Raw genomic sequence first — 23,101 nt, 5'->3', positions numbered from 1 at the left:
CGAGAGTCTGAGGCATGCGTAGATCCAACCGAGGTTTCACCCTGATCGAAATCATGATCGTGATTGCGATCATCGGGATCGTCATCACCATCGCCGCACCGAGCTATACCGAGTACCTGAAAAAGGGCCGTCGCGCCGAAGTGGTGTCGCTGCTCTCGGAGCAAGCGCAGAGCCTCGAGCGTTTCTACACCAGGAACAATGTCTACACCGGTATCACCGGACTCAGCACGGGCAATGACTTCTACACCCTCACCCCGACCATTGCTGACCAGACCTTTGTGCTGACCGCGACCCGCAAGACGGGTACGTCGATGGCTACCGACAAGTGCGGGGACTTCACCCTGACCAACACCGGTGTGCGCAGCATGAACAACGCGACCACCGGGCTGACCACCAAGGATTGCTGGGGCCGCTGAGGCGCTTTCTTTCGGGTGCCTTTTGCGCCCACTGTCTTTTTTACGGTTGGAACAAACATGACCAGGCAACAGCAAGTGGTGATTGTCGGTGGCGGGGTGATTGGCCTGCTGACCGCCTACAATCTCGCCTCCGAAGTGCGCAGCGTGGTGCTGCTCGATCGCTCGAACCTCGGCCAGGAATCGTCCTGGGCGGGCGGTGGTATCGTTTCGCCGCTGTATCCGTGGCGCTATAGCCCGGCAGTCACCGCGCTGGCGCACTGGTCGCAGGATTTTTATCCACAGCTCGGCGAGCGTTTGTTCGCTGACACCGGGGTGGATCCTGAAGTACACACCACCGGCCTGTACTGGCTGGATCTGGACGATGAAGCCGAAGCGCTAGCCTGGGCCGAGCGGGAAAATCGCCCGTTGCGGGCTGTGGATATCTCGGCGGCGCATGATGCGGTGCCGGTGCTCGGTGGCGGTTTCTCCCGGGCGATCTACATGGCGGATGTCGCCAACGTGCGCAATCCGCGCTTGGTCAAGTCGCTGAAAGCGGCGTTGCAGGCATTGCCGAACGTGACCATTCACGAACAATGCGAAGTCAGCGGGTTTGTCCGCGAGAACGGGCGAGTTACTGGCGTCGAGACGTCGAAGGGTGTGATCAAGGGCGATCAGGTCGTGCTGACCGCTGGGGCGTGGAGCGGTGATCTGCTCAAGACGCTGGATCTGACATTGCCGGTCGAACCGGTCAAAGGCCAGATGATTCTCTACAAGTGTGCGGCGGATTTTCTGCCGAGTATGGTATTGGCCAAGGGCCGTTATGCGATCCCGCGCCGAGATGGCCATATTCTGATCGGCAGCACGCTGGAGCACGAGGGCTACGACAAGACGCCGACCGACGTTGCGCTGGAAAGCCTCAAGGCTTCGGCAGTGGAGTTATTGCCAGCGTTGGCCGATGCCGAAGTGGTCGGGCACTGGGCGGGGTTGCGCCCGGGCTCGCCGGAGGGCATTCCGTATATTGGCCGGGTGCCGGGGTTCGACGGGTTGTGGTTGAACTGCGGGCATTACCGCAATGGGCTGGTACTGGCGCCAGCGTCGTGCCAGCTGTTTGCCGATGTGATGCTGGGAAGGGCGCCGATTATTGATCCGGCGCCGTATGCACCGGAAGGCCGTATTTAGTCAGGTATTTCTCTGTAGCCTGGCAGATCGCTTTCGCGAGCAGGCTCGCTCCCACAGTTGATCTTTGTCGTTCACAAAATCCAATGTGGGAGCGAGCCTGCTCGCGAAGGGGGGCCTCAATCCAGGCCCAATTTCTTCAGTCTGTAGCGCATCGATCTGAACGAAAGACTCAACCGCTGCGCCGCCGCCGTACGATTCCAGCGCGTCTCCTCCAGCGCCTGCAAAATCAGCTTCCGCTCAACGTTCTCCAGATAATCCTCAAGATTATCGATCTGGGTCAGATCGGCAATCCCACCATCCGCCGCGCAGTTGCCTTCACTCAAACGTAAATCTTCAGCCTCGATCGTGCGGTTTTCACACAGGGTGTGCGCTCGTTCGAGCACGTTCTCCAGTTCCCGCACATTCCCTGGAAAGCGGTAGTTCTTCAGCGCTTCCAACGCCTGCGGATGCAAGCGTGCTGCCGGTTGGCCGGTGTCCTTGGCCAAACGCTTGAGCATATGTGCCGCCAGCACTTCAATGTCATCACGGCGCTCACGCAGCGACGGCACGCGCAATTCAATCACGTTCAGGCGGTAATAAAGGTCCTGACGAAAACGCTCGGCCGCGACCTCTGCATCGAGATCCTTGTGGGTGGCGCAAAGAATCCGCACATCGACCACGCTTTCCTGCTGGCCGCCGACACTGCGCACGGCTTTTTCCTGAATCGCGCGCAGTAACTTCACCTGCATCGACAGCGGCAAATCCGCCACTTCATCGAGAAACAACGTGCCGCCATGGGCCGCCTGAAACAGCCCGGGTTTGTCCTCGACTGCGCCGGTGAAACTGCCTTTGCGATGACCAAAAAACTCGCTTTCCATCAGCTCCGAGGGAATCGCCCCGCAGTTCACCGGTACGAACGGCTGGCTGGCGCGCGGCCCCTGTTCGTGGATCAGTCGCGCGACCAGTTCTTTACCGCTGCCGGATTCGCCGCTGATGTACACCGGTGCCTGGCTGCGGGCGAGTTTGTCGATCTGTTTGCGCAGGTTGCGCATCGGTGCTGAATCGCCGAGCAAGCGTCGATCAATCGAGGTAGAGCTGCCGCCCGCCGCCGGCATGCGTAGTGCCGTGCCGACCAGCTCGCGCAAGCGAGTGAGGTCCACTGGTTTGGTAAGAAAGTCGAATGCGCCTGCTTTCAAGGCGTTGATCGCCGTTTCCAGGCTGCCATAGGCGGTGATCATCGCCACTGGCAGTTGTGGATAACGCTGCTGAATGTGCTGCACCAGTTCCAGTCCCGTGCCGTCGGGCAGACGCATGTCGGTCAGGCACAGGTCGAATGTTTCGCGATGCAACAGCGCCTGGGCTTCAGCCAGATTGCGCGCGCTGTAGGTGTCGAGTTTCATCCGTCCCAAGGTGATTTCCAGGAGTTCGCGGATGTCCGGTTCGTCGTCGACGATGAGGATTTTTTGCCGTGGGCTCGTGTTCAACTTTGTTTCCGTCCGTGAGCAAAGGTGATGCGAAAGCAGCCGCCGCCTTGGCGTGATTGAAAGTCTAGGCGCGCTTGGTTGCTTTCGCACAGCTCACGGGACAGATAAAGCCCAAGGCCGGTGCCCTGGCTGCTGGTGGTGAAGAACGGTTCGAACAGATGTGTCTGTTCATCGGCAGGCACGCCGGGGCCGTTGTCTTGCACTTCGAGGACCGCCAACTGGCTGTCGGGATCGCTGAACAGGGCCAGCCAGACTTGCGCCTGATCGTGCAGCAGGGCGCTGTGGCGCCAGCCATTGCGTAACAGATTGTCGAGAATCTGCGTGAGCTGGTTGGGGTCCATCAGCGTGGTGAAGTCCCCTGAATTGATCCGCAGATGAATCTGCTGGCGCTCGCCCGCCTGTTCGCGGCTTTCGGCAACGAAATTCTCCAGCCACGGCTTGAGATCCAGTCGTTGCGGCGCGCTCTGTTGGCGCCGGGACAGTTGCAGGACGTTTTCGATGACTCGGTTCATGCGCTGGGAGTGATCTTGAATGATCTGCGTCAGACGCCGATCGGCGCTGTCGAGTTCCTCGGACTCCCCCAATAGCTGTGCAGCGTGACTGATGGCACCCAGCGGATTGCGGATCTCGTGGGAGATCCCGGCGGTCAAGCGCCCGAGCGCGGCCAGTTTCAATTGCTGGGCCTGCTGGGCGATTTGCGCAAGGTCTTCGAGAAACACCAGGGTTTGCTGGTTGGGACTTTGCTCGAGGGCAATGAAGCTCGGTTGCAGTTCGAGGCCGTTGCCGGGGATTTTCAGGCTTTGCGGGCGCAAGGTCGGGTTGTTCATCCACAGTTGCAGGCGATCGACCAGCGCACTGGAATAGTCGTCGATCAAATGTCCCTGAAGGTGAGATTGCGCGAGCAGGGTTTGTGCGCTGTGGTTCGCCAGTTGCACCCGGCGCTCCTCGTCGAGGACCAGAATCCCGGTGCGCATGCGTTGCAGGATCAGCGCATTGAGCGCTTCGAGCCCGACCACTTCACTGGCGCGCTGTTCGGCCAGTGTTTCGCTGACCTCCAGGCGCCGGATCAGTCCCTGCACCAACAACGAGGCGGCAAAGCACAGGGCGCCAAGGGTGCCGGCTTGCAGGTATTCATTGGCGCTCAGGGGATGGTTGAAGCTCAGCAGGAAACTCGAACCGACGATACCCAGCGCGCCGATGGCGGCGATCAACAGGCCGATGCGTCGGCGTAGCAAGGTGTTGCTGATTGCCACCGAGACAATCAGCAAATTGCCCAGCGCACTGCCAACACCGCCTGCCGCAAAGAACACACCGCATAAAAGCAGGACATCGACGAGGGCCAGGCTGAACAGCTGCGCCGGCCGTCGGGTGTTCTCAAGGAACACTACCAGCAAGATGTTGAGGATCAGATACAGCCAGCTGCCGCCGCGCAGCAGTTCGTCGTTGGCCGACGTCAGCAGGCGGTTGTCCATGTTGCTGGAGATCAGCAACACCAGGGTGATGCCGACGCTTAAACGGTAAAGATGATAAAGGCGCAGCAGGCGCTGAGCCTGTTTGCTGTCGGCGTGGGTGGCCTCAGCGATCACTGGCACCCGGGCCTTGCTCAAGGTGAGCCTGGCTGCAATACCACTGTTGTTGCACGCTCAGCGCGCGGTCGCGCGGCAGATGCACGCCGCAATGGGCGCAGCGCACCATCGGCGGGGCGTCCTGTTCGCGAGGGGCGCGATTGGACTGAGAGGACGCGGCGGGTGCCTTGAATTTACGCCACAACCATATGGCGGCGAAAATCACGACGATCCAGAACAATAAACGAAGCATGATGAGCGACTTTCCGACTGATGATCCGGCAGTTTAGCCAAGCTCCCGACCAGCGCACAGCCTATTAATGCGTGGCAATAAAAAAGGGAGATCCGCAGATCTCCCTTTTCTCTACTGCCGGTGCGATCAGTCGAACACGCCGAAAGTCATGTAGCTGAACCACGAGCGGTCGGTGCTGCTCGACTCAGGCTCCGGTTCTTCGATCACGTCGCCGTTTTCGTCCTTAGGCTTTAGCTCGTTCGGGATCGCGTCTTTCGCGTCCTGGAACTGCTTCTGCACGTCCTGGTTGGCGCGGGTTTCACCCGGCGGCAGCGGTGGACGCGATTCGATCAGGCCCAAAGTGGCTTTGCTCAGGAACGAACGGTTGTCGGCTTCGGCAACCCGTGGCACGAACTGGCCATCTTGCAGGCTTGGGTGGTTCGGGTAGTTGAGCTTCAGGGTTTCCAGGCTAGTGGCCGCCAGTTCGTCCAGGTGCAGACGCTGATAGGCTTCAGTCATCACCGCCAGGCCGTCGCCGACCGATGGGGTTTCCTGGAAGTTTTCCACGACGTAACGGCCACGGTTGGCAGCGGCTACATAAGCCTGACGGGTCAGGTAGTAGTCGGCCACGTGAATTTCGTAGGCCGCCAGCAGGTTGCGCAGGTAGATCATGCGCTGCTTGGCGTCCGGCGCGTAGCGGCTGTTCGGGTAGCGGCTGGTCAGCTGGGCGAACTCGTTGTACGAGTCGCGCGCGGCGCCCGGGTCACGCTTGGTCATGTCCAGCGGCAGGAAGCGCGCCAGCAGGCCGACGTCCTGGTCGAAAGAGGTCAGACCTTTCAGGTAGTACGCGTAATCCACGTTCGGGTGCTGCGGGTGCAAACGAATGAAACGCTCGGCGGCAGACTTTGCAGCTTCCGGCTCGGCGTTCTTGTAGTTGGCGTAGATCAGCTCCAGCTGTGCCTGATCGGCGTAGCGACCGAACGGATAACGCGACTCCAGAGCCTTCAGCTTGGCTGTGGCGCTGGTGTAGCTGTTGTTGTCCAGGTCAGTCTGAGCCTGCTGATACAGCTCGGCTTCGCTGAGGTTTTCGTCTACGACTTCCTTCGATGAGCAAGCAGCGGTCAATGCGAGGATGGCGATCAGCAGCAGGTGTTTCACTTGCATGGCGGCTTGCGTCCCTATGACGGCCGCTGTCTTGGGCGGGGCCGTCCTGTTATGATGAGCGCCCCGTTGAAAAGCCTCGGGGCAAAAGACGCCGTATTTAACCACAAGCGCGCAGCCGAAACCAAAAGCTGTGCCGACGCACAGTCAGAGCATGTCCGATAAAATTGAACTTCGCGCAGAGGTGCCGTCCGAATTGGGCGGCCAACGCCTCGATCAAGTCGCTGCCCAACTCTTCGCTGAGCACTCTCGCTCGCGCCTTTCCGCCTGGATCAAAGAAGGTCGCCTGACTGTGGACGGGGCGGTCATCCGCCCGCGCGACATCGTGCACGGCGGTGCCATCCTTGAGCTGACTGCCGAGCAGGAAGCCCAGGGCGAGTGGATCGCCCAGGACATCGAACTCGATATCGTCTATGAAGACGACGACATCCTGGTGATCAACAAGCCTGCGGGCCTGGTGGTGCACCCGGCTGCCGGTCACGCCGATGGCACCTTGCTCAACGCCTTGCTGCACCACGTGCCGGACATCATCAATGTCCCGCGCGCCGGCATCGTGCATCGTCTGGACAAGGACACCACCGGTCTGATGGTGGTGGCCAAGACCATTCAGGCGCAGACCAAACTGGTTACTCAGTTGCAGAGTCGCAGCGTCAGCCGTATCTATGAGTGCATCGTGATTGGCGTGGTGACGGCCGGTGGCAAGATCAACGCCCCGATCGGTCGTCACGGCCAGCAGCGCCAGCGCATGGCGGTGATGGAAGGCGGCAAGCCAGCCGTCAGTCACTACCGCGTGCTGGAGCGCTTCCGTTCCCACACCCATGTACGGGTGAAACTGGAAACCGGTCGTACTCACCAGATTCGCGTGCACATGTCGCACATCAACTTCCCGTTGGTCGGCGATCCGGCGTATGGCGGTCGTTTCCGCATTCCGCCAGCGGCGAACCCGACGATGGTTGAATCGCTCAAGCATTTCCCGCGTCAGGCCCTGCACGCGCGCTTCCTTGAGCTGGATCATCCGACGACCGGTGAACGCATGAGCTGGGAATCGCCGCTGCCAGAAGATTTCGTCTGGCTGCTGACCCTGCTCAAGCAGGATCGCGAGGCATTCGTCGGATGAACTGGCTGACGCCGGACTGGCCTGCGCCGGCCAGCGTCAAAGCCTGCGTCACCACCCGCGAGGGCGGTGTCAGCGAGGCGCCGTTCGATAGCCTCAATCTGGGCGATCATGTCGATGATCGTCCTGAGGCTGTGGCCGAGAACCGTCGGCGCCTGACCGAACACTTCTCTATACAGCCTGCCTGGTTGCAGCAAGTGCACGGGATTACCGTGGCGCATGCTGATCCGGGCATTGTTGCGACCGCCGATGCGAGCTGGACGGCAACGCCCGGTATTGCCTGCGCGGCAATGACGGCTGATTGTTTGCCAGCGTTGTTCTGCGATCGCGCTGGAACCCGTATCGCGGCGGCCCATGCCGGTTGGCGTGGTCTGGCGGCGGGGGTACTTGAAGCCACGCTCGATAGCCTCGATATTCCGCCCAAGGATGTTCTGGTCTGGCTCGGTCCGGCCATTGGCCCGAAAGCCTTTGAAGTCGGCCCGGAAGTGCGGGAAGTCTTCATTAATCAACTGCCTGAAGCAGCAGAGGCGTTTGTACCGAGCGACAATGCCGGCAAGTTCATGGCTGACATCTATCTGCTGGCGCGCCTACGTCTGGCTGAACGCGGTGTCACTGCTGTTTATGGCGGTGGTTTCTGCACCGTGACCGATCCGCGCTTCTTCTCCTATCGTCGTGCCTCACGCACCGGTCGCTTCGCCTCCTTGGTTTGGCTCACCCGCTAGACTGTCTGATCTGCATCAACTGCCTGACGCTTGAATCTTGCAGAATCGACCGCATCTATAGCGGTATCTGGCAGGTTTCTTTATTCAGGATGGTTTTTAGGTCCGGCCTGCTCAAAAGGAAGGTGACTTATGCGAATAGACCGTTTAACCAGCAAATTACAGTTGGCCTTGTCCGACGCCCAGTCGTTGGCAGTCGGCCACGATCATCCGGCCATCGAGCCGGCGCACTTGATGCAAGCCATGCTTGAACAGCAGGGTGGTTCGATCAAACCTCTGCTGATGCAGGTGGGCTTCGACGTCAACAGCTTGCGTAAAGAGCTGACCAAAGAGCTCGACCAATTACCGAAAATCCAGAACCCCACCGGCGACGTCAACATGTCGCAGGATCTGGCGCGCCTGCTTAACCAGGCTGACCGTCTGGCTCAACAGAAGGGTGACCAGTTCATCTCCAGCGAATTGGTGCTGCTCGCGGCGATGGACGAGAGCAGCAAGCTCGGCAAGTTGCTGCTCGGCCAGGGCGTAAGCAAGAAAGCCCTGGAAAACGCGATCAACAATCTGCGTGGCGGCGAAGCGGTGAATGATGCCAACCATGAAGAGTCGCGGCAGGCGCTGGATAAATACACCGTCGACCTGACCAAGCGCGCCGAGGACGGCAAGCTCGATCCGGTGATCGGTCGTGACGACGAAATCCGTCGCACCATTCAGGTTCTGCAACGCCGCACCAAGAACAACCCGGTGCTGATCGGTGAGCCTGGCGTGGGTAAAACCGCGATTGCCGAAGGTCTGGCCCAGCGCATCATCAACGGCGAAGTGCCGGACGGCCTTAAAGGCAAGCGTCTGCTCTCGCTGGACATGGGCGCGCTGATTGCCGGTGCCAAGTATCGCGGTGAGTTCGAAGAACGCCTGAAATCGCTGCTCAACGAGCTGTCGAAGCAGGAAGGGCAGATCATTCTGTTCATCGACGAACTGCACACCATGGTCGGCGCGGGTAAAGGCGAAGGCTCGATGGACGCCGGCAACATGCTCAAGCCAGCACTGGCTCGCGGCGAGTTGCACTGCGTTGGCGCGACCACGCTCAACGAGTACCGCCAATATATAGAGAAGGACGCGGCGCTCGAGCGACGCTTCCAGAAAGTATTGGTGGATGAGCCGAGCGAAGAAGACACCATCGCGATCCTGCGCGGCCTCAAAGAGCGTTACGAGGTTCACCACAAGGTGGCGATCACTGACGGCGCGATCATTGCGGCGGCCAAGCTCAGCCATCGCTACATCACTGACCGGCAGTTGCCGGACAAGGCCATCGACCTGATCGACGAGGCTGCCAGCCGTATCCGCATGGAAATCGACTCCAAGCCGGAAGTGCTCGATCGTCTGGAGCGTCGCCTGATTCAGTTGAAGGTGGAATCTCAGGCGCTGAAGAAAGAAAGCGACGAAGCGGCGATGAAACGTCTGGAAAAACTCCAGGAAGAAATCGTCCGTCTCGAGCGTGAGTACTCGGATCTGGAAGAAATCTGGAACTCGGAAAAAGCCGAGGTACAGGGTTCTGCACAGATTCAGCAGAAGATCGAACAGTCGCGTCAGGAGCTGGAGGCCGCGCGCCGCAAAGGCGACCTCAATCGTATGGCCGAATTGCAGTACGGGGTGATCCCGGATCTGGAACGCAGCCTGCAAATGGTCGATCAGCACGGCAAGAGCGAAAACCAGTTGCTGCGCAGCAAGGTGACTGAAGAAGAAATCGCTGAAGTCGTGTCGAAGTGGACCGGCATTCCCGTGTCGAAAATGCTCGAAGGCGAGCGCGACAAACTGATGAAGATGGAAAGCCTGTTGCACAAACGCGTTATCGGCCAGGAAGAAGCGGTGGTCGCCGTCGCTAACGCAGTACGGCGTTCACGTGCCGGGTTGTCCGATCCGAATCGTCCGAGCGGCTCGTTCATGTTCCTCGGCCCGACCGGTGTCGGTAAAACCGAGCTGTGCAAGGCGCTGGCCGAATTCCTCTTTGATACTGAAGAGGCAATGGTGCGGATCGACATGTCCGAGTTCATGGAGAAACATTCCGTGGCGCGTCTGATCGGTGCGCCACCGGGATACGTCGGTTACGAAGAGGGCGGTTACCTGACCGAGGCGGTACGTCGTAAGCCTTATTCGGTGATCCTGCTGGACGAAGTCGAGAAGGCGCACCCGGATGTGTTCAACATCTTGCTGCAAGTGCTTGAAGATGGTCGCCTGACCGACAGCCATGGTCGCACGGTGGACTTCCGCAATACCGTGATCGTCATGACCTCGAACCTCGGCTCTGTGCAGATTCAGGAGCTGGTCGGTGATCGCGAGGCGCAGCGTGCTGCAGTCATGGATGCGCTGACGTCGCACTTCCGTCCGGAGTTCATCAACCGGGTCGACGAAGTGGTGATCTTCGAGCCTTTGGCACGGGATCAGATCGCGGGCATTACCGAGATCCAGTTGGGTCGTCTGCGCAGCCGTCTGGCCGAGCGCGAGCTGAAGCTGGAGCTCAGCCCGGAAGCGATGGACAAGCTGATCGCGGTGGGTTACGACCCGGTGTATGGCGCACGTCCTTTGAAACGGGCGATTCAGCGCTGGATCGAAAACCCGTTGGCACAGTTGATCCTCTCGGGTCACTTCATGCCAGGCGACACGGCGACCGGCAAGGTCGAGAGCGACGAAATCGTTTTCAACTGAGTCCAAACGCCAATGAAAAAAGGAGGGCCCCACATTGTGGGGCCTTTTTTTTCGTTAGGCTGTTGAACTCAAAGGAAAAGGCTTGTAAAGTGCGCCCCGCAGTCAGTCGCCAAGACGGTCTCAGCTCACTGAGTTGAAATCTGAAATAAGTTGCAAATCATTAACTTGAAAGCAATTTAGGGGGTTGACAGAGGTGTTCTAGGTTGTAGAATAGCGCGCCTCAGACACACGAACGCAGCGATGCGAACGAGTGACTGGAAGCAACAAGTTTCACCGTTGTAAATTGAAATATGTAGTTCCGTGATAGCTCAGTCGGTAGAGCAAATGACTGTTAATCATTGGGTCCCAGGTTCGAGTCCTGGTCACGGAGCCAATTTCAAACCGGGGTATAGCGCAGTCCGGTAGCGCGCCTGCTTTGGGAGCAGGATGTCAGGAGTTCGAATCCCCTTACCCCGACCATTTTTGGGTCGTTAGCTCAGTTGGTAGAGCAGTTGGCTTTTAACCAATTGGTCGTAGGTTCGAATCCCACACGACCCACCATTTTTGAAACCAGTTAACGCTGGGATCGAATCTTAAGATCAGAGGCCAAAAGCGCTGATCGAAGAAGGCGATCTTTGAAAGGTCGCCTTTTTTTTACCGGGGTATAGCGCAGTCCGGTAGCGCGCCTGCTTTGGGAGCAGGATGTCAGGAGTTCGAATCCCCTTACCCCGACCATATTAAAAATCCTCGTATCGAAAGATACGGGGATTTTTTTTGTCCGACAAAAACTCATTTCCCCTTCAAGTCATCATACAACCTGCCGATAGCCCGCTAACACGAGGGGACTGCCATGGCTTCGCCCCTTGAATCTGGCCAATACAAGAATAAGGGCGTTCGTCATGTTGCTTCGTCAGTTGAATATTGCTCCCCGGGCGGCCCTGGGGTTCGCCCTGATCGCGGTGTTGGTGGCCTTGCTTGGCGTTTTTGCGCTGGGGCAGATGTCGAGTATTCGCGACAGTGAGGTCGCGGTAGAAAATCAGTGGTTGCCGAGCATTCGTGGCGGCGACGAAATTCGCGAGATCATGCTGCGCATCCGCACCATCTCGCTGCGCATGGCGCTGGATCAGGATCCGGCCAACATTGCGACTTACCGCAGCCAGATGGACACCCGCGACAAAGAGCTGAGCGAGAAAATCGCCGCTTACGACAAACTGGTCAACACCCCGGAAGGCCAGCAGCTATACGACCAGTTCAAGAAAACCTTCGCTGCCTATCGCAGTGGCATCGCTCAATCCTTCGCCCTCGCCGAGCAAGGCAAGCGTGATGAGCTGACCAGGTTGTTGCTGGTCGACATGAAAACCGTGGTCGATGGCTCCGGCAAGCAACTCAACGACCTGGCGGATCTGTTCGCCAAACAGGTCGCCGCCGAAAGCCATAAGTCCGCTGCGCACTACGAAAATTCGCGGACGATTGTCAGTTTGTTCATTGCCTTGGCCGCACTGGCCACGGTGGCACTGGCGATGATGCTCACGCGCAGCATCGTTCGGCCGCTGAGCAGTGCCGTGAGTGCAGCAGAAAGTGTCGCGCAGGGTGATCTGACCCGACCGATCGAGACCCATGGCAACGATGAAGTCAGTCGCTTGCTCAAGGCTCTGGCGACCATGCAGCAGAACCTGCGTGAGACGCTGCAAAGCATCAGCGGCTCGGCCACGCAACTGGCCACCGCTGCCGATGAGCTTAACGCGGTAACGCTCGACAGCACGCAGGGGCTGCAGCAGCAGAACAACGAAATCGAACAGGCCGCGACCGCGGTCAACCAGATGACGGCCGCAGTGGAAGAAGTCGCACGCAATGCGGTATCGACGTCTGACGCAACCCGTCAATCCAGCGAGTCGGCACATCTGGGGCAAGTGCGCGTCAGTGAGACCGCCACGGCCATCAACGCCTTGGCCAGCGATGTGCAACAGACCGGTGAGTTGGTGCAATCACTGGCCAACCAGTCGCAGGACATTGGCAAAGTGCTGGACGTGATTCGGGCGATTGCCGAGCAGACCAACCTGCTGGCGCTCAACGCAGCGATTGAAGCCGCGCGGGCCGGCGAGAGCGGGCGAGGCTTTGCCGTAGTGGCCGATGAAGTAAGGGCTTTGGCTTATCGTACGCAGCAATCGACTCAGGAGATCGAACAGATGGTCCAGGGCATGCGCAATGGTTCGAGCCTGGCGCTGGATTCGATGCAGGCCAGTACCGCGCGTGCGACGACCACCCTGGCGTTGGCTGAGCGTGCCGGTGAGGCGCTGCAGACCATTACCGCGTCGGTGCATGAGATCCATGAGCGCAATCTGGTCATTGCCAGCGCTGCGGAAGAACAAGCGCAAGTCGCGCGAGAAGTGGATCGCAACCTGGTGAACATTCGGGATTTGTCGGTACGCTCGGCCGCCGGTGCCGACCAGACCAGTGCCTCCAGCCACGAGTTGTCGCAACTGGCCAACGCCTTGCAAGGCATGGTGCGGCGCTTTCAGTTGTAAAACGGCAGACGTGAAAAAACCGCGTTTCTCTCAGGAGAAGCGCGGCTTGGTTTTTTCCGCTGATCAGGCGCCGTCTTGATCTTTCAGGTGTTCGAACAGGCCTTTTGGCATCTTCTTGCCGTTGGCTTCAAAGTTGGCCTTCACGTTGTCGTAGGCCTCTTGCTCGTCAATGAAGCCGTCATGGTTGGTGTCGATCTTGTCGAAGTCGGACTTCGGCGCGACTTTCAGAAATTCGGCGCGGGAAACCTTGCCGTCACCATCGCTGTCCGTCTTGGCCATCGAAGCATCGCCACATTTGCCTTCACCGCATTTGCCTTCCGGCGCTTTCACCGAGGTTTCCGCCGAAGCGACCATGTAGCCCTGCGCCAGTGGTTGAGCGGCAAACACCGAACCGGACAACATCAGGCCGCCAGCCAGTGCGGCGCCGATCAGGCCAATGGATTTTTTACCTAGGGTCGAAGTACGGGACATTTGGATTCTCCTGGGCTGCACTGCGCAACCACACGTTAAGGACGATTGCCTGAGCAGGTGTTGCTCGGGTGTGGCCATTAAGCGGTGGCGGTGTATCGCGACTGTGTCGCGCAGCGGGGGAGTTTGTAAGCGAAGGTGGGGAAAGCGAGGCGGGATACAGTACGAAACAGATCTTTCGATGAACACAAAATAATGTGGGAGCGAGCCTGCTCGCGAAAGCGTCAGATCAGTCGCATCAATAACGACTGACAGAACGCATTCGCGAGCAGGCTCGCTCCCACAGGTTTTAGTGCAGTTTCAGACGCGGCTCAGTGCCACGGCCAATCTTGCTGCCCAGCATCAACATCGCCGTGCGGAACGGCCCGTACAGCGCCATCTGGTGCATGCGATACAGCGACACGTAAAACATCCGCGCCAGCCAGCCTTCGAGCATCACGCTGCCGGTCAGGTTGCCCATCAAGTTACCCACAGCCGAAAAACGCGACAGCGAGATCAGCGAGCCGTAGTCGGTGTACTTGTACTCCGGCAGGGTCTTGCCCTCGATGCGCAGCTTCAGCGATTTGGCCAGCAGCGACGCCTGTTGGTGCGCCGCTTGTGCACGTGGCGGTACGTTGCGATCGGTGCCCGGTTGAGGGCACGCGGCGCAGTCACCGAAGGCGAAGATGTTCTCGTCGCGGGTGGTTTGCAGGGTCGGCAATACTTGCAGTTGATTGATGCGGTTGGTTTCCAGGCCATCGATGTCCTTGAGGAAACCCGGCGCGCGAATGCCCGCTGCCCAGACTTTCAGGCTGGCCTTGATCTCGTTGCCGTCGGCGGTGATCAGGCTGTCGGCGGTCACTTCGCTGACCGAAGCGTTGGTCATCACATTGACCCCGAGCTTTTCCAGGGTCTTGTGCACCGGCCCGCTGATGCGCTCCGGCAGGGCAGGCAACACCCGTGGCCCGGCTTCGATCAGGGTGATGTGCATGTTTTCCGGTTTGATCCGGTCCAGACCATACGCCGCCAGTTCATGGGCGGCGTTGTGCAGTTCGGCAGCCAGTTCAACGCCCGTCGCACCAGCGCCGACAATCGCCACGCTGATCTGCTCGACCACATCGGTTTGCCCGGCGTGGGCACGCAAATAGTGATTCAGCAGCTGCTGGTGGAAGCGCTCGGCCTGTTTGCGGGTATCGAGGAACAGGCAATGCTGCGCCGCGCCCTGCGTGCCGAAATCATTGGTGGTGCTGCCGACGCTGATCACCAGCGAGTCGTATTGCACTTCGCGTGCAGGCACCAGTTCTACGCCGTTTTCGTCGTAGGTCGCTGCCAGCTGGATTTTCTTCTGTGCGCGATCAAGCCCGCTCATGCGCCCCAACTGAAACTCGAAGTGGTTCCATTTCGCTTGGGCAACATAGTTGAGTTCGTCTTCGGAGGAGTTCAGCGATCCGGCGGCCACTTCGTGCAACAGCGGTTTCCAGATGTGCGTCAGGTTGGCGTCGACCAGCATCACACTGGCTGTGCCGCGCTTGCCCAGAGTCTTACCCAGGCGGGTAGCCAACTCCAGACCGCCGGCGCCGCCGCCGACAATAACAATACGATGGGACATAGGGATAACTCGCAAGGTTTTTAAAGGAAATCGGTGCGGTTACCCAAGCGAGCGCCAAGCTGCTCATAGCGTCAGGTAACTGATAAAGCGGCTCAACAAGCCCAGACCAATGGTCACTGCCAGCACCAGCACGAGGAGCATCCACGGCCGGAAAGGCCGGCGCTCGACTCGGTGTTGGGACAGTTGCAGGTACTCTTCGACATGTTTCTGGTCTTCAGGGTTCAGGCGGCTGGTCATATTTGCCTCGTCAGGTAGACGTTGCTGAATGGGCAGAAGCTACAGCGGTTTTTATCCGGGGTTGAACGCAGCATAGCCGCTGTCCGGAACCGGCTCGACGCTGACCCGGTCTTCAAGGCGAATAATCCCGCTTTGTAACACCCGCGCGGTAATTCCTCCATGCCCGCGCACGGCTTGAAAGGTGCCGGGGCCAAGGTTGTTCTGCAAACGTGCGCAAGGCTGACACCAGCCCGTGGTTTCGAATATTGCCTGACCGATGCGAAAGCGCCGACCCTTGAGGCTAAACAAATTGATACCGCTGATAACGAGATTGCGCCGCAGATCTTCAGGTTTCACCGGTTGATTGTCGGGGCGCCCCATCAAGGCGTTGATCACCGCCAGATGTTCCCACTGAATCAGCGTCACCTGCCGTGCGTTGCGCACTCCGGGGCGAGCGTGGTCGCCAGTCAGCCCTGCTTCCAGCCGCGCCTCCACTGCATCGAGTTCGATCATCGGCCCACGGGATTCGGGACGCACGCCGATCCAGCGCACACACCCGGTCTGTGGCACATCGGCAATCAATTGCTGCAGCGGCGTCACAGGCTGATCCCGACATCGAAGACGATGCTGCGACCAAGGTTGCTGCGCAGAAAATCCGGCGCATCCGGGTGGGCGAACAGCACGCGGGCAAAGGTCGGGCCGACCAGAGACAACGAACGCCAGCCTTGGCGCAGGTATTCGGTCGGCGGCGGAAAATGGCTGTTCAGATCCAGCACCTCACGTTTAAGGCTGGCGAAGGCGATGATGTCCAGTTCGCCCAGATCCATGCCGCGTTCCTTGTAGTTGTGCGCTTTCTTGCGCAAGGTCGGCGCCAGTCGCAGCAAAAACTCGTTGGCCGGGATCCGTTTAGGCTTGGCTTCGCGGCGCACCAGTTGGCTGAGGGAAAAGGCGCTGCGTCGTCGCTGCAATTCATCGCGCCATTCGTCGTTGAGCCGGCGCCCCTCGTCGAGCACGAAGAACACCTCGAAATTGGCGTCGCGAAACAGTACGTCCGGCGGTTCGCCGGCCGGCGCGAATTCGTCGACGCGGTAGGGAATGTTCAGGCCTTGCAGCAGGCGCTGGCAGACCCAACGCTCACGCTCCCATTTGCGGGCATTGGACAGAAAGGCGTTGGCCTGCTCGGCCGCGATGGTCAGCAGGCGTAAATAATCTGAGTCATCCATAGGCCCAAGCTTAGCGTTCAAATGCGACAAGCAGAAAGCTTTGCTTGGGCTGATGCTTACAAACCGCCGCGTCATCGAGCTCTTGTAGGAGCAGCCGAAGGCTGCGATCTTTTGACTTTAAAGGAGCAAGATCAAAAGATCGCAGCCTTCGGCAGCTCCTGCAGGGAATGCGTCGTCGCAAAGGTGAGGGTCATGATTGGAGCTGAACTGTTGTCCTCGGCGAGCCTGACGCTCGGCTGGCTGATTTATGTGCCGGTGCTGCTCTGGGCGATTGTGCGCGCGCCGTGGGTCGAGTTGTTCAGCGACAGTCGGCGTCAGCACCTGCTGTTCGGGACGGTGTTCGCGTTGTTTCTGTTGTGGCTGGTGCGCAGGGATTTCGACACGGGTGTGTCCTATCACTTCATCGGCATGACGGCAGTTACATTGCTGCTGGACTGGCCGCTGGCGATTGTCGGTGGTCTGGTCGCGCAGATCGGTCTGGTGCTACTGGGCCGTCAGGATCTGCTGGCCATCGGGGTCAATGGTTCGCTGCTGATTCTGTTACCGGTGTTGATCACCGAATGCGTGGCGATCGTTGTCGAGCGCGCACAGCCACGTAATCCGTTCGTTTATATCTTCTGCTCCGGTTTTTTTGCCGCCGCGCTTTCAGCGTTGTTGTGCCTGATCCTGAGCCTGACGCTGCTGTGGTACGACGGTATTTTCGCCATGCCGGAGTGGCTGGAAGATTTCGTCGGTTATCTGTGGCTGCTGCTGTTTCCCGAGGCGTTCATCAACGGCATGGTCGTCAGCGCGCTGGTGGTGTTCTGCCCGGAATGGCTGGAGACGTTCAATCGCACGCGCTACCTTTCGGCGCCGTGGAAGGACGACGATCCCAAGTCTTGATCCATATCAAACCCGCCATGCGCGGGAGATTTCATGCTCGCGCAAATCCCTTCAGGAGCAGCGGCATGAGTGTTTACGAGTGGGCGAGGCAGGAAACCCGGCAGAGTCTGGACATGGCGCAGGAGGTGGGCTTTGACCCGGGGTTGAGTTTGCGCGCCTTGCTCAGTGCGGTGGTGCAGCAGAGCAAGGCCGTGCGCAACGCCGAAGACCTGGCCGACGAGTTGCGTTTTCTCGCGGAAAACCTCGACGACGATCAGGACTACGGCTTTATGCGGCCCTGATCAGGGTCAGTGACGCGGATCGAAATCGCCGGAAAACAGTTCATCCTCGGCATCCGGTGCGACCGGAATCTTGTGTTCTTCCGATGCCCAGGCGCCGAGGTCGATCAGCTTGCAGCGATCAGAGCAGAACGGCCGAAACTTGTTTTCGGCGGTGAATTCCACGGGGGCGCCGCAGGTCGGGCATTCAACGGTGGGGATCTGGCTCATGCTTGGCCTCCGGATAAAGTCAGGTAAAAGTGATGCAGGCGCTCGACCTCACTGTGCAGCCAGGCGAGGTCGCGGTCGTTGACCACTACGTCGTCGGCACGGCTCAAACGGTCTTCGCGGCTCGACTGGGCCTTGAGGATCGCCTGAACCTGCTGCTCGCTGGTCTGGTCGCGCTGCAAGGTGCGTTCGATTTGCAGTTGTTGCGGAGCGTCGATCACCAGGATGCGCTGGGTCATTGCGTATTGCCCGGATTCGATCAACAGCGGCGAAACCAGTATCGCGTAAGGCGATTTTGCCAGCGCCAGATGATGAGCGATTTCCTCGGCGATCAACGGATGCAGCAGGGCTTCGAGCCAGCGGCGTTCTTCCGGCACTTCGAAGATCAGTTTGCGCAGGGCGGCGCGATCCAGCGTGCCGTCGCCCTGCAAAACGCCAGGCCCGAAGTGTTCGGCTATTTTTGCCAGCGCCGGGCGCCCCGGCTCAACCACCCAGCGCGCCGCGTGATCGGCGTCAACCACATGAATGCCAAGGTCGATGAAGTGCTGGGCCGCCGCGCTTTTGCCGCTGCCGATGCCGCCGGTGAGGCCGAGAGTCCAGGGTTTTTCCACAGGGGTATTCATTTCAAACCGACAAACTGCCAATAGAAGTCGGTTATTTGACCACCCCAGAGCAAGGCAATCCAGCCGGCAATGGCCAGATAGGGGCCGAAGGGGATCGGCGTCGAGGTTTTCTGTTCGCGCAGGCGTAGCAAAACCACCCCGATAATGGCGCCGACCAGTGATGACAACAGAATCGTCAGCGGCAGAATCTGCCAGCCACCCCAGGCACCGAGCAGCGCCAACAGCTTGAAATCACCGTGGCCGATGCCATCCTTGCCGGTCAGCAGCTTGAACAGCCAGAACACCGACCACAGCGCCATATAACCGGCCACCGCGCCCCACAGTGCATCGTGCAACGGTACGAAGACGCCGAAACTGTTGACGATCAACCCCAGCCACAGCAACGGCAGCACCAGCACATCGGGCAGCAGTTGATGTTCGGTGTCGATCAGACTCATCGCCAGCAAACCCCAGGTGAGGACGATCAGCAGGCACGCCGGCCAGCCGAAACCGAAGTGCCAGGCAATGAATGCCGAGAGCAGCCCGCAGGCCAGTTCGGTCAGCGGATAGCGTTTGCTGATAGGTGCAGCGCACGCCGAACAGCGCCCCCGCAGCCACAGATAACTGAGCAGCGGAATGTTTTCCCACGCGCGGATCCGGTGGGCGCAGTGCGGGCATTCAGAGTGCGGCAGCATCAGGTTGTAGGTGGGCAGCGGCGTTTCGCCGGGCAAACCGAGCACGTCGTGGGCTTGCTGACGCCAATCGCGTTCGAGCATTTTCGGCAGGCGCCAGATCAGCACATTGAGGAAGCTGCCGACCACCAGACCGAGCAGCAGGGCGGTAAAGACAAAGGCCAGCGGATACAGGGCGAACAGTTCGTCGATAGGCATGTCAGATCGCTGAGCCGAGTTGGAAAATCGGCAGGTACATGGCTACCACCAGCCCGCCGACGATCACCCCCAGCACGACCATGATGAACGGCTCCATGAGGCTGGTGAGATTGTCGACCATGTTATCCACTTCTTCCTCGTAAAAGCCTGCAACCTTGTCGAGCATTTCATCTAGCGCCCCCGACTCTTCGCCAATCGCGGTCATCTGCACGGCCATGTTGGGAAAGACTCCGGTGCTGCGCATCGAAAAATTCAGCTGCATGCCGGTGGAGACGTCTTGGCGAATGCGCAGCACGGCACGCTTGAACACCACATTGCCGGTAGCGCCGGCCACCGAGTCGAGCGCTTCCACCAATGGCACACCGGCAGCAAACGTGGTCGACAGGGTTCGAGCGAAACGGGCTACCGCTGACTTGTACATCAGCGTGCCGACCAAGGGCAGTTTCAACAGCCAGGTGTCTTTGCGATCACGTAGCGCCTGGGAGGTTTTCAGTGCGTGACGGGTGCCGAAAATCGCCGCGACCAGCGCGCCGAGAATCGCCCACCACCATTGCTGCATGAATTCCGAAAGGCTGATCACCATCAGGGTGAAGGCCGGTAACTCTGCACCGAACCCCGAGAATACCGACTGGAATTGCGGCACCACTTTAACCAGCAGAATTCCGGTCACGACCGCTGCGACCAGTACGACGGCGGTGGGGTAGGTCATGGCTTTCTTGATCTTGGCCTTGAGCCGTTCGCTTTTTTCCTTATAGGTTGCGACCCGTTCCAGCAGCGTGTCGAGGGCGCCGGACTGCTCGCCGGCATCGACCAGGTTGCAATACAACTCGTCGAAATACTGCGGCTTCTTGCGCAGGGCTGTGGCGAAGCTGTTACCGGCCGCGACCTCCTGTTTGACCTCGTCCACCAGCTTGCGCATGGCCGGGTTTTCAAAACCTTCGCCAATGATGTCGAACGACTGCAGCAGCGGCACGCCGGCCTTCATCATGGTCGCCATCTGCCGGGTGAACAGGGCGATGTCCTGGGCCTTGATGCGTTTGCCAAAACTCAACAACGACGCGGATTTTTTGCGTACCTTGCCGGGACTGATCCCCTGTTTACGCAGTTGGGCCTTGATCAGTGCCGGATTCTGTCCACTGAGTTCACCGGTGACTTTGCTGCCTTTCCTGTCCGTACCTTCCCAGGCATAAATACTGATTTTCGCTGCCTTGACCGCCATGTTCAGTCCTTGGTGACCCGGTTGATTTCTTCAAGGCTGGTGATGCCTTGCATGGCCTTGTGCAGCCCGGAGGTGCGCAGGTCGTCGAAGCCGTCGCGGCGCATCTGCAGGTCGATTTCCAGCGAGTTGCCTTCGGCCATGATCAAACGTTGCAGCTCTGGTGTGTTCTTTACCACTTCATAAATCCCCACGCGTCCTTTGTAGCCGCCGTTGCAGTGATCGCAACCGACCGGCTCGTAGATCGTGAAATGGCCGATGCGTTCCTCGGGGAAGCCTTCCTTGATCAAGGTTTCGCGGGGGATCTCGATGGCTTTCTTGCAATGGCTACAGAGCTTGCGTGCCAGGCGCTGGGCGATGATCAGGCTGACCGAGGTGGCAATGTTGAAGCCGGGAATGCCCATGTTGTGCAGGCGCGTCAGGGTTTCCGCGGCGCTGTTGGTGTGCAGGGTCGAGAGCACCAGGTGACCGGTCTGCGCGGCTTTGATCGCGATCTCGGCGGTTTCCAGATCGCGGATCTCGCCGACCATGATCACGTCCGGATCCTGACGCAGAAACGAGCGCAGTGCCTGGGCAAAGTCGAGCCCTTGTTTGGGATTGACGTTGACCTGGTTGATGCCTTCCATGTTGATTTCCACCGGGTCTTCGGCGGTGGAGATATTGATGTCGACGGTGTTGAGGATATTCAGGCCGGTGTACAGCGACACGGTTTTCCCCGAGCCGGTGGGACCAGTGACCAGAATCATGCCTTGGGGCTGCTTGAGCGCGGCCATGTACAGTTCTTTCTGCGCGGGTTCGTAACCGAGCGCGTCGATGCCGATCTGTGCGCTGGACGGATCGAGGATCCGGATCACCACTTTTTCGCCCCACAGGGTCGGCAGCGTGTTGACCCGAAAATCGATCGACCTGCTTTTCGACAGGCGCATCTTGATCCGCCCGTCCTGCGGTTTGCGCCGTTCCGAAATATCGAGGCTGGCCATGACTTTCAGGCGTGCGGCGATGCGCCCGGCCAGTTGAATTGGTGGCTTGGCCACCTCGCGCAGGATGCCGTCGGTGCGCACCCGCACCCGGTAGTTCTTCTCGTAAGGTTCGAAGTGCAAGTCGGATGAGCCGCTTTTGATCGCGTCGAGCAGCATCTTGTGCACGAAGCGCACCACCGGTGCATCGTCGGCGTCGAGGCCTGCGATGGCGTCCTGTTTGCTGTCGTCGATGGATTCGACATCGAGGCCATCGAGATCGACATCGGCCATGTCCTCCAGACCGCTGGCGTTGGTGTCGAAGAATTTTTCGATGGCATCGCTGAGCTTGTCGTCCTCGACCAGAATGGCTTCGGTGCTCAGCCCGGTGCTGAACTGAATGTCGTTGATCGCTTGATGATTGCTCGGGTCGGAAATGCCTACGAACAGCTTGTTGCCACGTCGCCACAGGGGCAGGGCGTGATGCTGGCGCACCAGTTTTTCGCTGACCAGGCCTTTGGGCTGGGTTTCCTTGTCCAGGCAATTGAGATCAAGCAAGGCCATGCCGAAATGCTCGGAGGCGATTTCGGCGACCTGTGAGCTCTTGACCAGTTTGTTCTGCACCAGATAGCTGACCAGCGACAAGCGATTACGCTGGGCCTGTTGCGAGGCTTGCTGGGCGCTTTTTTCCGTGAGCAGTTCGGCCTGCACCAATTGCTTGGCCAGACCGCTCAGAGCGATGTCGTTCATGGGGATTCCGCACGCTTGCAGTTCATGACTTATAGCCTAGTCAAGTGACAGCGCCAAACACGGCCAGTGCAGGTGACAAAAAGTGTCAGATAGTGCGGTTGCGGGTTGTAGGAAATGGCGATGTATGTGGTTCGCGCCCAAGGGGCGGGGCTTCGAAGGCATTGGCATGGCCTATGCTGCTTCCCTTTCAGATCATGAGATTTCGACTCATGCATGGAGCGTGTCTATGAAAAAACAACAAGGTTTTACTCTGATCGAACTGCTGATCGTGGTGGCCATCATCGGGATTCTGGCGACCATCGCCTTGCCGCAGTATTCCAAGTATCAGGCGCGGTCGAAGGTAACGGCGGGGCTGGCGGAGATCAGTGCGCTGAAGGTGCCGTTTGAAGACACCATCAATCAAGGCACCGATCCAACGCTGACATTGGTTGCGGGTAGTGCGACGGCGGCGACATCCAACTGCACACTCGCCGCATCCGGTACTGCATCCACCGGTGCCGGAACCATCACTTGCACACTGCTCAATGCCCCGGGTCCGGTGCTGAGCAAGACCATCACCCTGACTCGTTCTTCAGGTACCGGCGCGGGTGTATGGACCTGCGGTACCACCGTTGCTCCGGATTATTCCCCTAAAGGCTGCACCGCCAGCGGTACATAAGCGGTCAGTGATGTACTCGAAAATGCCCCGCACTGCGGGGCATTTTTCATTGCGCGGCACTTCACAAAAGCTTCAATAATTTCAGCGCCTTAGGAACTTTCCGAAAAACCGTAACTTGCATGTCGATAATTCGAAGGT

The 23,101-nt window shown here is 59.1% G+C and carries 23 protein-coding genes and 4 tRNA genes; 13 read left to right on the top strand and 14 right to left on the bottom strand.

All coding sequences use genetic code 11. The features are described from left to right. Positions 1–14: 14 nt before the first annotated feature. Together PspS49_RS25150 and thiO are read left to right on the top strand one after the other, a co-directional pair. Complete coding sequence (locus tag PspS49_RS25150; RefSeq protein ID WP_160041876.1) at positions 15–416, top strand: type IV pilin protein; 402 nt, start codon at positions 15–17, stop codon at positions 414–416. Positions 417–473: 57 nt separating this feature from the next. Next, positions 474–1,574 (top strand): glycine oxidase ThiO, encoded by a 1,101-nt coding sequence (gene thiO, locus PspS49_RS25145; RefSeq protein WP_127929829.1) that lies wholly within the window; start codon positions 474–476, stop codon positions 1,572–1,574. Positions 1,575–1,690: 116 nt separating this feature from the next. Here thiO and PspS49_RS25140 read toward each other — a convergent pair whose 3' ends face one another. From PspS49_RS25140 to PspS49_RS25125, 4 genes are all read right to left on the bottom strand, one after another. Beyond that, positions 1,691–3,037 carry a sigma-54 dependent transcriptional regulator gene (locus PspS49_RS25140; RefSeq protein WP_150774967.1) on the bottom strand — a complete coding sequence of 449 codons (1,347 nt, stop codon included), beginning with the start codon at positions 3,035–3,037 and terminating at the stop codon, positions 1,691–1,693. Beyond that, positions 3,034–4,623, bottom strand: coding sequence for an ATP-binding protein (locus tag PspS49_RS25135; protein ID WP_160042586.1), 1,590 nt, complete (start codon positions 4,621–4,623; stop codon positions 3,034–3,036). Before PspS49_RS25135 ends, PspS49_RS25140 begins: the two co-directional genes overlap by 4 nt. Further along, positions 4,613–4,855: a PP0621 family protein gene (locus tag PspS49_RS25130; RefSeq protein ID WP_127929827.1), complete on the bottom strand. Its 243-nt coding sequence runs from the start codon at positions 4,853–4,855 to the stop codon at positions 4,613–4,615. The genes PspS49_RS25135 and PspS49_RS25130 overlap by 11 nt, the downstream gene beginning before the upstream one ends. A gap of 126 nt (positions 4,856–4,981) precedes the next feature. Continuing rightward, a complete protein-coding gene (locus PspS49_RS25125; protein ID WP_127929826.1) occupies positions 4,982–5,998 on the bottom strand; it encodes an outer membrane protein assembly factor BamD in 1,017 nt (338 codons plus the stop codon). Positions 5,999–6,149: 151 nt separating this feature from the next. On the opposite strand from PspS49_RS25125, the gene rluD reads away from it, so the two are divergent. From rluD to PspS49_RS25085, 8 genes are all read left to right on the top strand, one after another. Next, positions 6,150–7,112 carry a 23S rRNA pseudouridine(1911/1915/1917) synthase RluD gene (gene rluD / locus PspS49_RS25120; protein ID WP_016986220.1) on the top strand — a complete coding sequence of 321 codons (963 nt, stop codon included), beginning with the start codon at positions 6,150–6,152 and terminating at the stop codon, positions 7,110–7,112. Then, positions 7,109–7,831, top strand: a complete 723-nt coding sequence (gene pgeF / locus PspS49_RS25115; protein WP_160041874.1) for a peptidoglycan editing factor PgeF — start codon at positions 7,109–7,111, stop codon at positions 7,829–7,831. The genes rluD and pgeF overlap by 4 nt, the downstream gene beginning before the upstream one ends. A gap of 129 nt (positions 7,832–7,960) precedes the next feature. Then, positions 7,961–10,525 carry an ATP-dependent chaperone ClpB gene (gene clpB / locus PspS49_RS25110; protein WP_127929824.1) on the top strand — a complete coding sequence of 855 codons (2,565 nt, stop codon included), beginning with the start codon at positions 7,961–7,963 and terminating at the stop codon, positions 10,523–10,525. Positions 10,526–10,822: 297 nt separating this feature from the next. Next, positions 10,823–10,898 (top strand) — tRNA-Asn (locus PspS49_RS25105). Positions 10,899–10,907: 9 nt separating this feature from the next. Further along, a tRNA-Pro gene (locus PspS49_RS25100) sits at positions 10,908–10,984 on the top strand. A 5-nt stretch (positions 10,985–10,989) separates the two neighbouring features. Next, positions 10,990–11,065: transfer RNA gene (locus PspS49_RS25095), tRNA-Lys, on the top strand. Between the two features lie 97 nt (positions 11,066–11,162). Continuing rightward, positions 11,163–11,239, top strand: a tRNA-Pro gene (locus PspS49_RS25090). 164 nt (positions 11,240–11,403) lie between these two features. Beyond that, positions 11,404–13,029, top strand: a complete 1,626-nt coding sequence (locus tag PspS49_RS25085; RefSeq protein WP_160041872.1) for a methyl-accepting chemotaxis protein — start codon at positions 11,404–11,406, stop codon at positions 13,027–13,029. Positions 13,030–13,092: 63 nt separating this feature from the next. On the opposite strand, the gene PspS49_RS25080 is transcribed toward PspS49_RS25085, so the two are convergent. From PspS49_RS25080 to PspS49_RS25060, 5 genes are all read right to left on the bottom strand, one after another. After that, positions 13,093–13,500 carry an EF-hand domain-containing protein gene (locus PspS49_RS25080; RefSeq protein ID WP_127929823.1) on the bottom strand — a complete coding sequence of 136 codons (408 nt, stop codon included), beginning with the start codon at positions 13,498–13,500 and terminating at the stop codon, positions 13,093–13,095. Positions 13,501–13,786: 286 nt separating this feature from the next. Further along, a complete protein-coding gene (locus tag PspS49_RS25075; RefSeq protein WP_016986237.1) occupies positions 13,787–15,085 on the bottom strand; it encodes an NAD(P)/FAD-dependent oxidoreductase in 1,299 nt (432 codons plus the stop codon). A gap of 63 nt (positions 15,086–15,148) precedes the next feature. Next, a complete protein-coding gene (locus PspS49_RS25070; RefSeq protein ID WP_007909875.1) occupies positions 15,149–15,322 on the bottom strand; it encodes a DUF3094 domain-containing protein in 174 nt (57 codons plus the stop codon). Between the two features lie 51 nt (positions 15,323–15,373). Beyond that, positions 15,374–15,901 carry an MOSC domain-containing protein gene (locus PspS49_RS25065; RefSeq protein ID WP_127929821.1) on the bottom strand — a complete coding sequence of 176 codons (528 nt, stop codon included), beginning with the start codon at positions 15,899–15,901 and terminating at the stop codon, positions 15,374–15,376. Continuing rightward, positions 15,898–16,524, bottom strand: a complete 627-nt coding sequence (locus tag PspS49_RS25060; RefSeq protein ID WP_127929820.1) for a DUF1780 domain-containing protein — start codon at positions 16,522–16,524, stop codon at positions 15,898–15,900. The genes PspS49_RS25065 and PspS49_RS25060 overlap by 4 nt, the downstream gene beginning before the upstream one ends. 192 nt (positions 16,525–16,716) lie before the next feature. Here PspS49_RS25060 and PspS49_RS25055 point away from each other — a divergent pair, with 192 nt between their 5' ends. Beyond that, the gene (locus PspS49_RS25055; protein ID WP_150774964.1) at positions 16,717–17,406 is read left to right on the top strand and encodes an energy-coupling factor ABC transporter permease; all 690 of its coding nucleotides are present in this window, start codon (positions 16,717–16,719) and stop codon (positions 17,404–17,406) included. Positions 17,407–17,471: 65 nt separating this feature from the next. After that, entirely contained in the window at positions 17,472–17,687 is a 216-nt protein-coding gene (locus PspS49_RS25050) for a hypothetical protein (protein WP_007909901.1), read from the top strand. Positions 17,688–17,693: 6 nt separating this feature from the next. Here the strand turns inward: PspS49_RS25050 and yacG are convergent, their stop codons facing one another. From yacG to pilB, 5 genes are read right to left on the bottom strand one after another with little or no spacing between them, the layout of a single operon-like run. Beyond that, entirely contained in the window at positions 17,694–17,894 is a 201-nt protein-coding gene (gene yacG / locus PspS49_RS25045) for a DNA gyrase inhibitor YacG (RefSeq protein WP_007909902.1), read from the bottom strand. Continuing rightward, positions 17,891–18,514, bottom strand: coding sequence for a dephospho-CoA kinase (gene coaE, locus PspS49_RS25040; protein WP_160041870.1), 624 nt, complete (start codon positions 18,512–18,514; stop codon positions 17,891–17,893). The genes yacG and coaE overlap by 4 nt, the downstream gene beginning before the upstream one ends. Further along, a complete protein-coding gene (locus PspS49_RS25035; protein WP_150774963.1) occupies positions 18,511–19,383 on the bottom strand; it encodes an A24 family peptidase in 873 nt (290 codons plus the stop codon). The genes coaE and PspS49_RS25035 overlap by 4 nt, the downstream gene beginning before the upstream one ends. Before the next feature lies 1 nt (position 19,384). Then, a complete protein-coding gene (locus PspS49_RS25030; RefSeq protein ID WP_127929816.1) occupies positions 19,385–20,602 on the bottom strand; it encodes a type II secretion system F family protein in 1,218 nt (405 codons plus the stop codon). 2 nt (positions 20,603–20,604) lie between these two features. Continuing rightward, positions 20,605–22,305 carry a type IV-A pilus assembly ATPase PilB gene (gene pilB / locus PspS49_RS25025; RefSeq protein ID WP_160041868.1) on the bottom strand — a complete coding sequence of 567 codons (1,701 nt, stop codon included), beginning with the start codon at positions 22,303–22,305 and terminating at the stop codon, positions 20,605–20,607. 226 nt (positions 22,306–22,531) lie between these two features. On the opposite strand from pilB, the gene PspS49_RS25020 reads away from it, so the two are divergent. Further along, entirely contained in the window at positions 22,532–22,963 is a 432-nt protein-coding gene (locus PspS49_RS25020; RefSeq protein ID WP_034153877.1) for a pilin, read from the top strand. Positions 22,964–23,101: the final 138 nt, after the last annotated feature.

Origin of the sequence: Pseudomonas sp. S49, from assembly GCF_009866785.1 — a bacterium.
In the GTDB taxonomy this organism is placed as follows: Bacteria; Pseudomonadota; Gammaproteobacteria; order Pseudomonadales; family Pseudomonadaceae; genus Aquipseudomonas.
The sequence above is the reverse complement of the archived record's forward strand: the minus strand, read 5'-3'. Positions and strand labels throughout refer to the sequence as shown.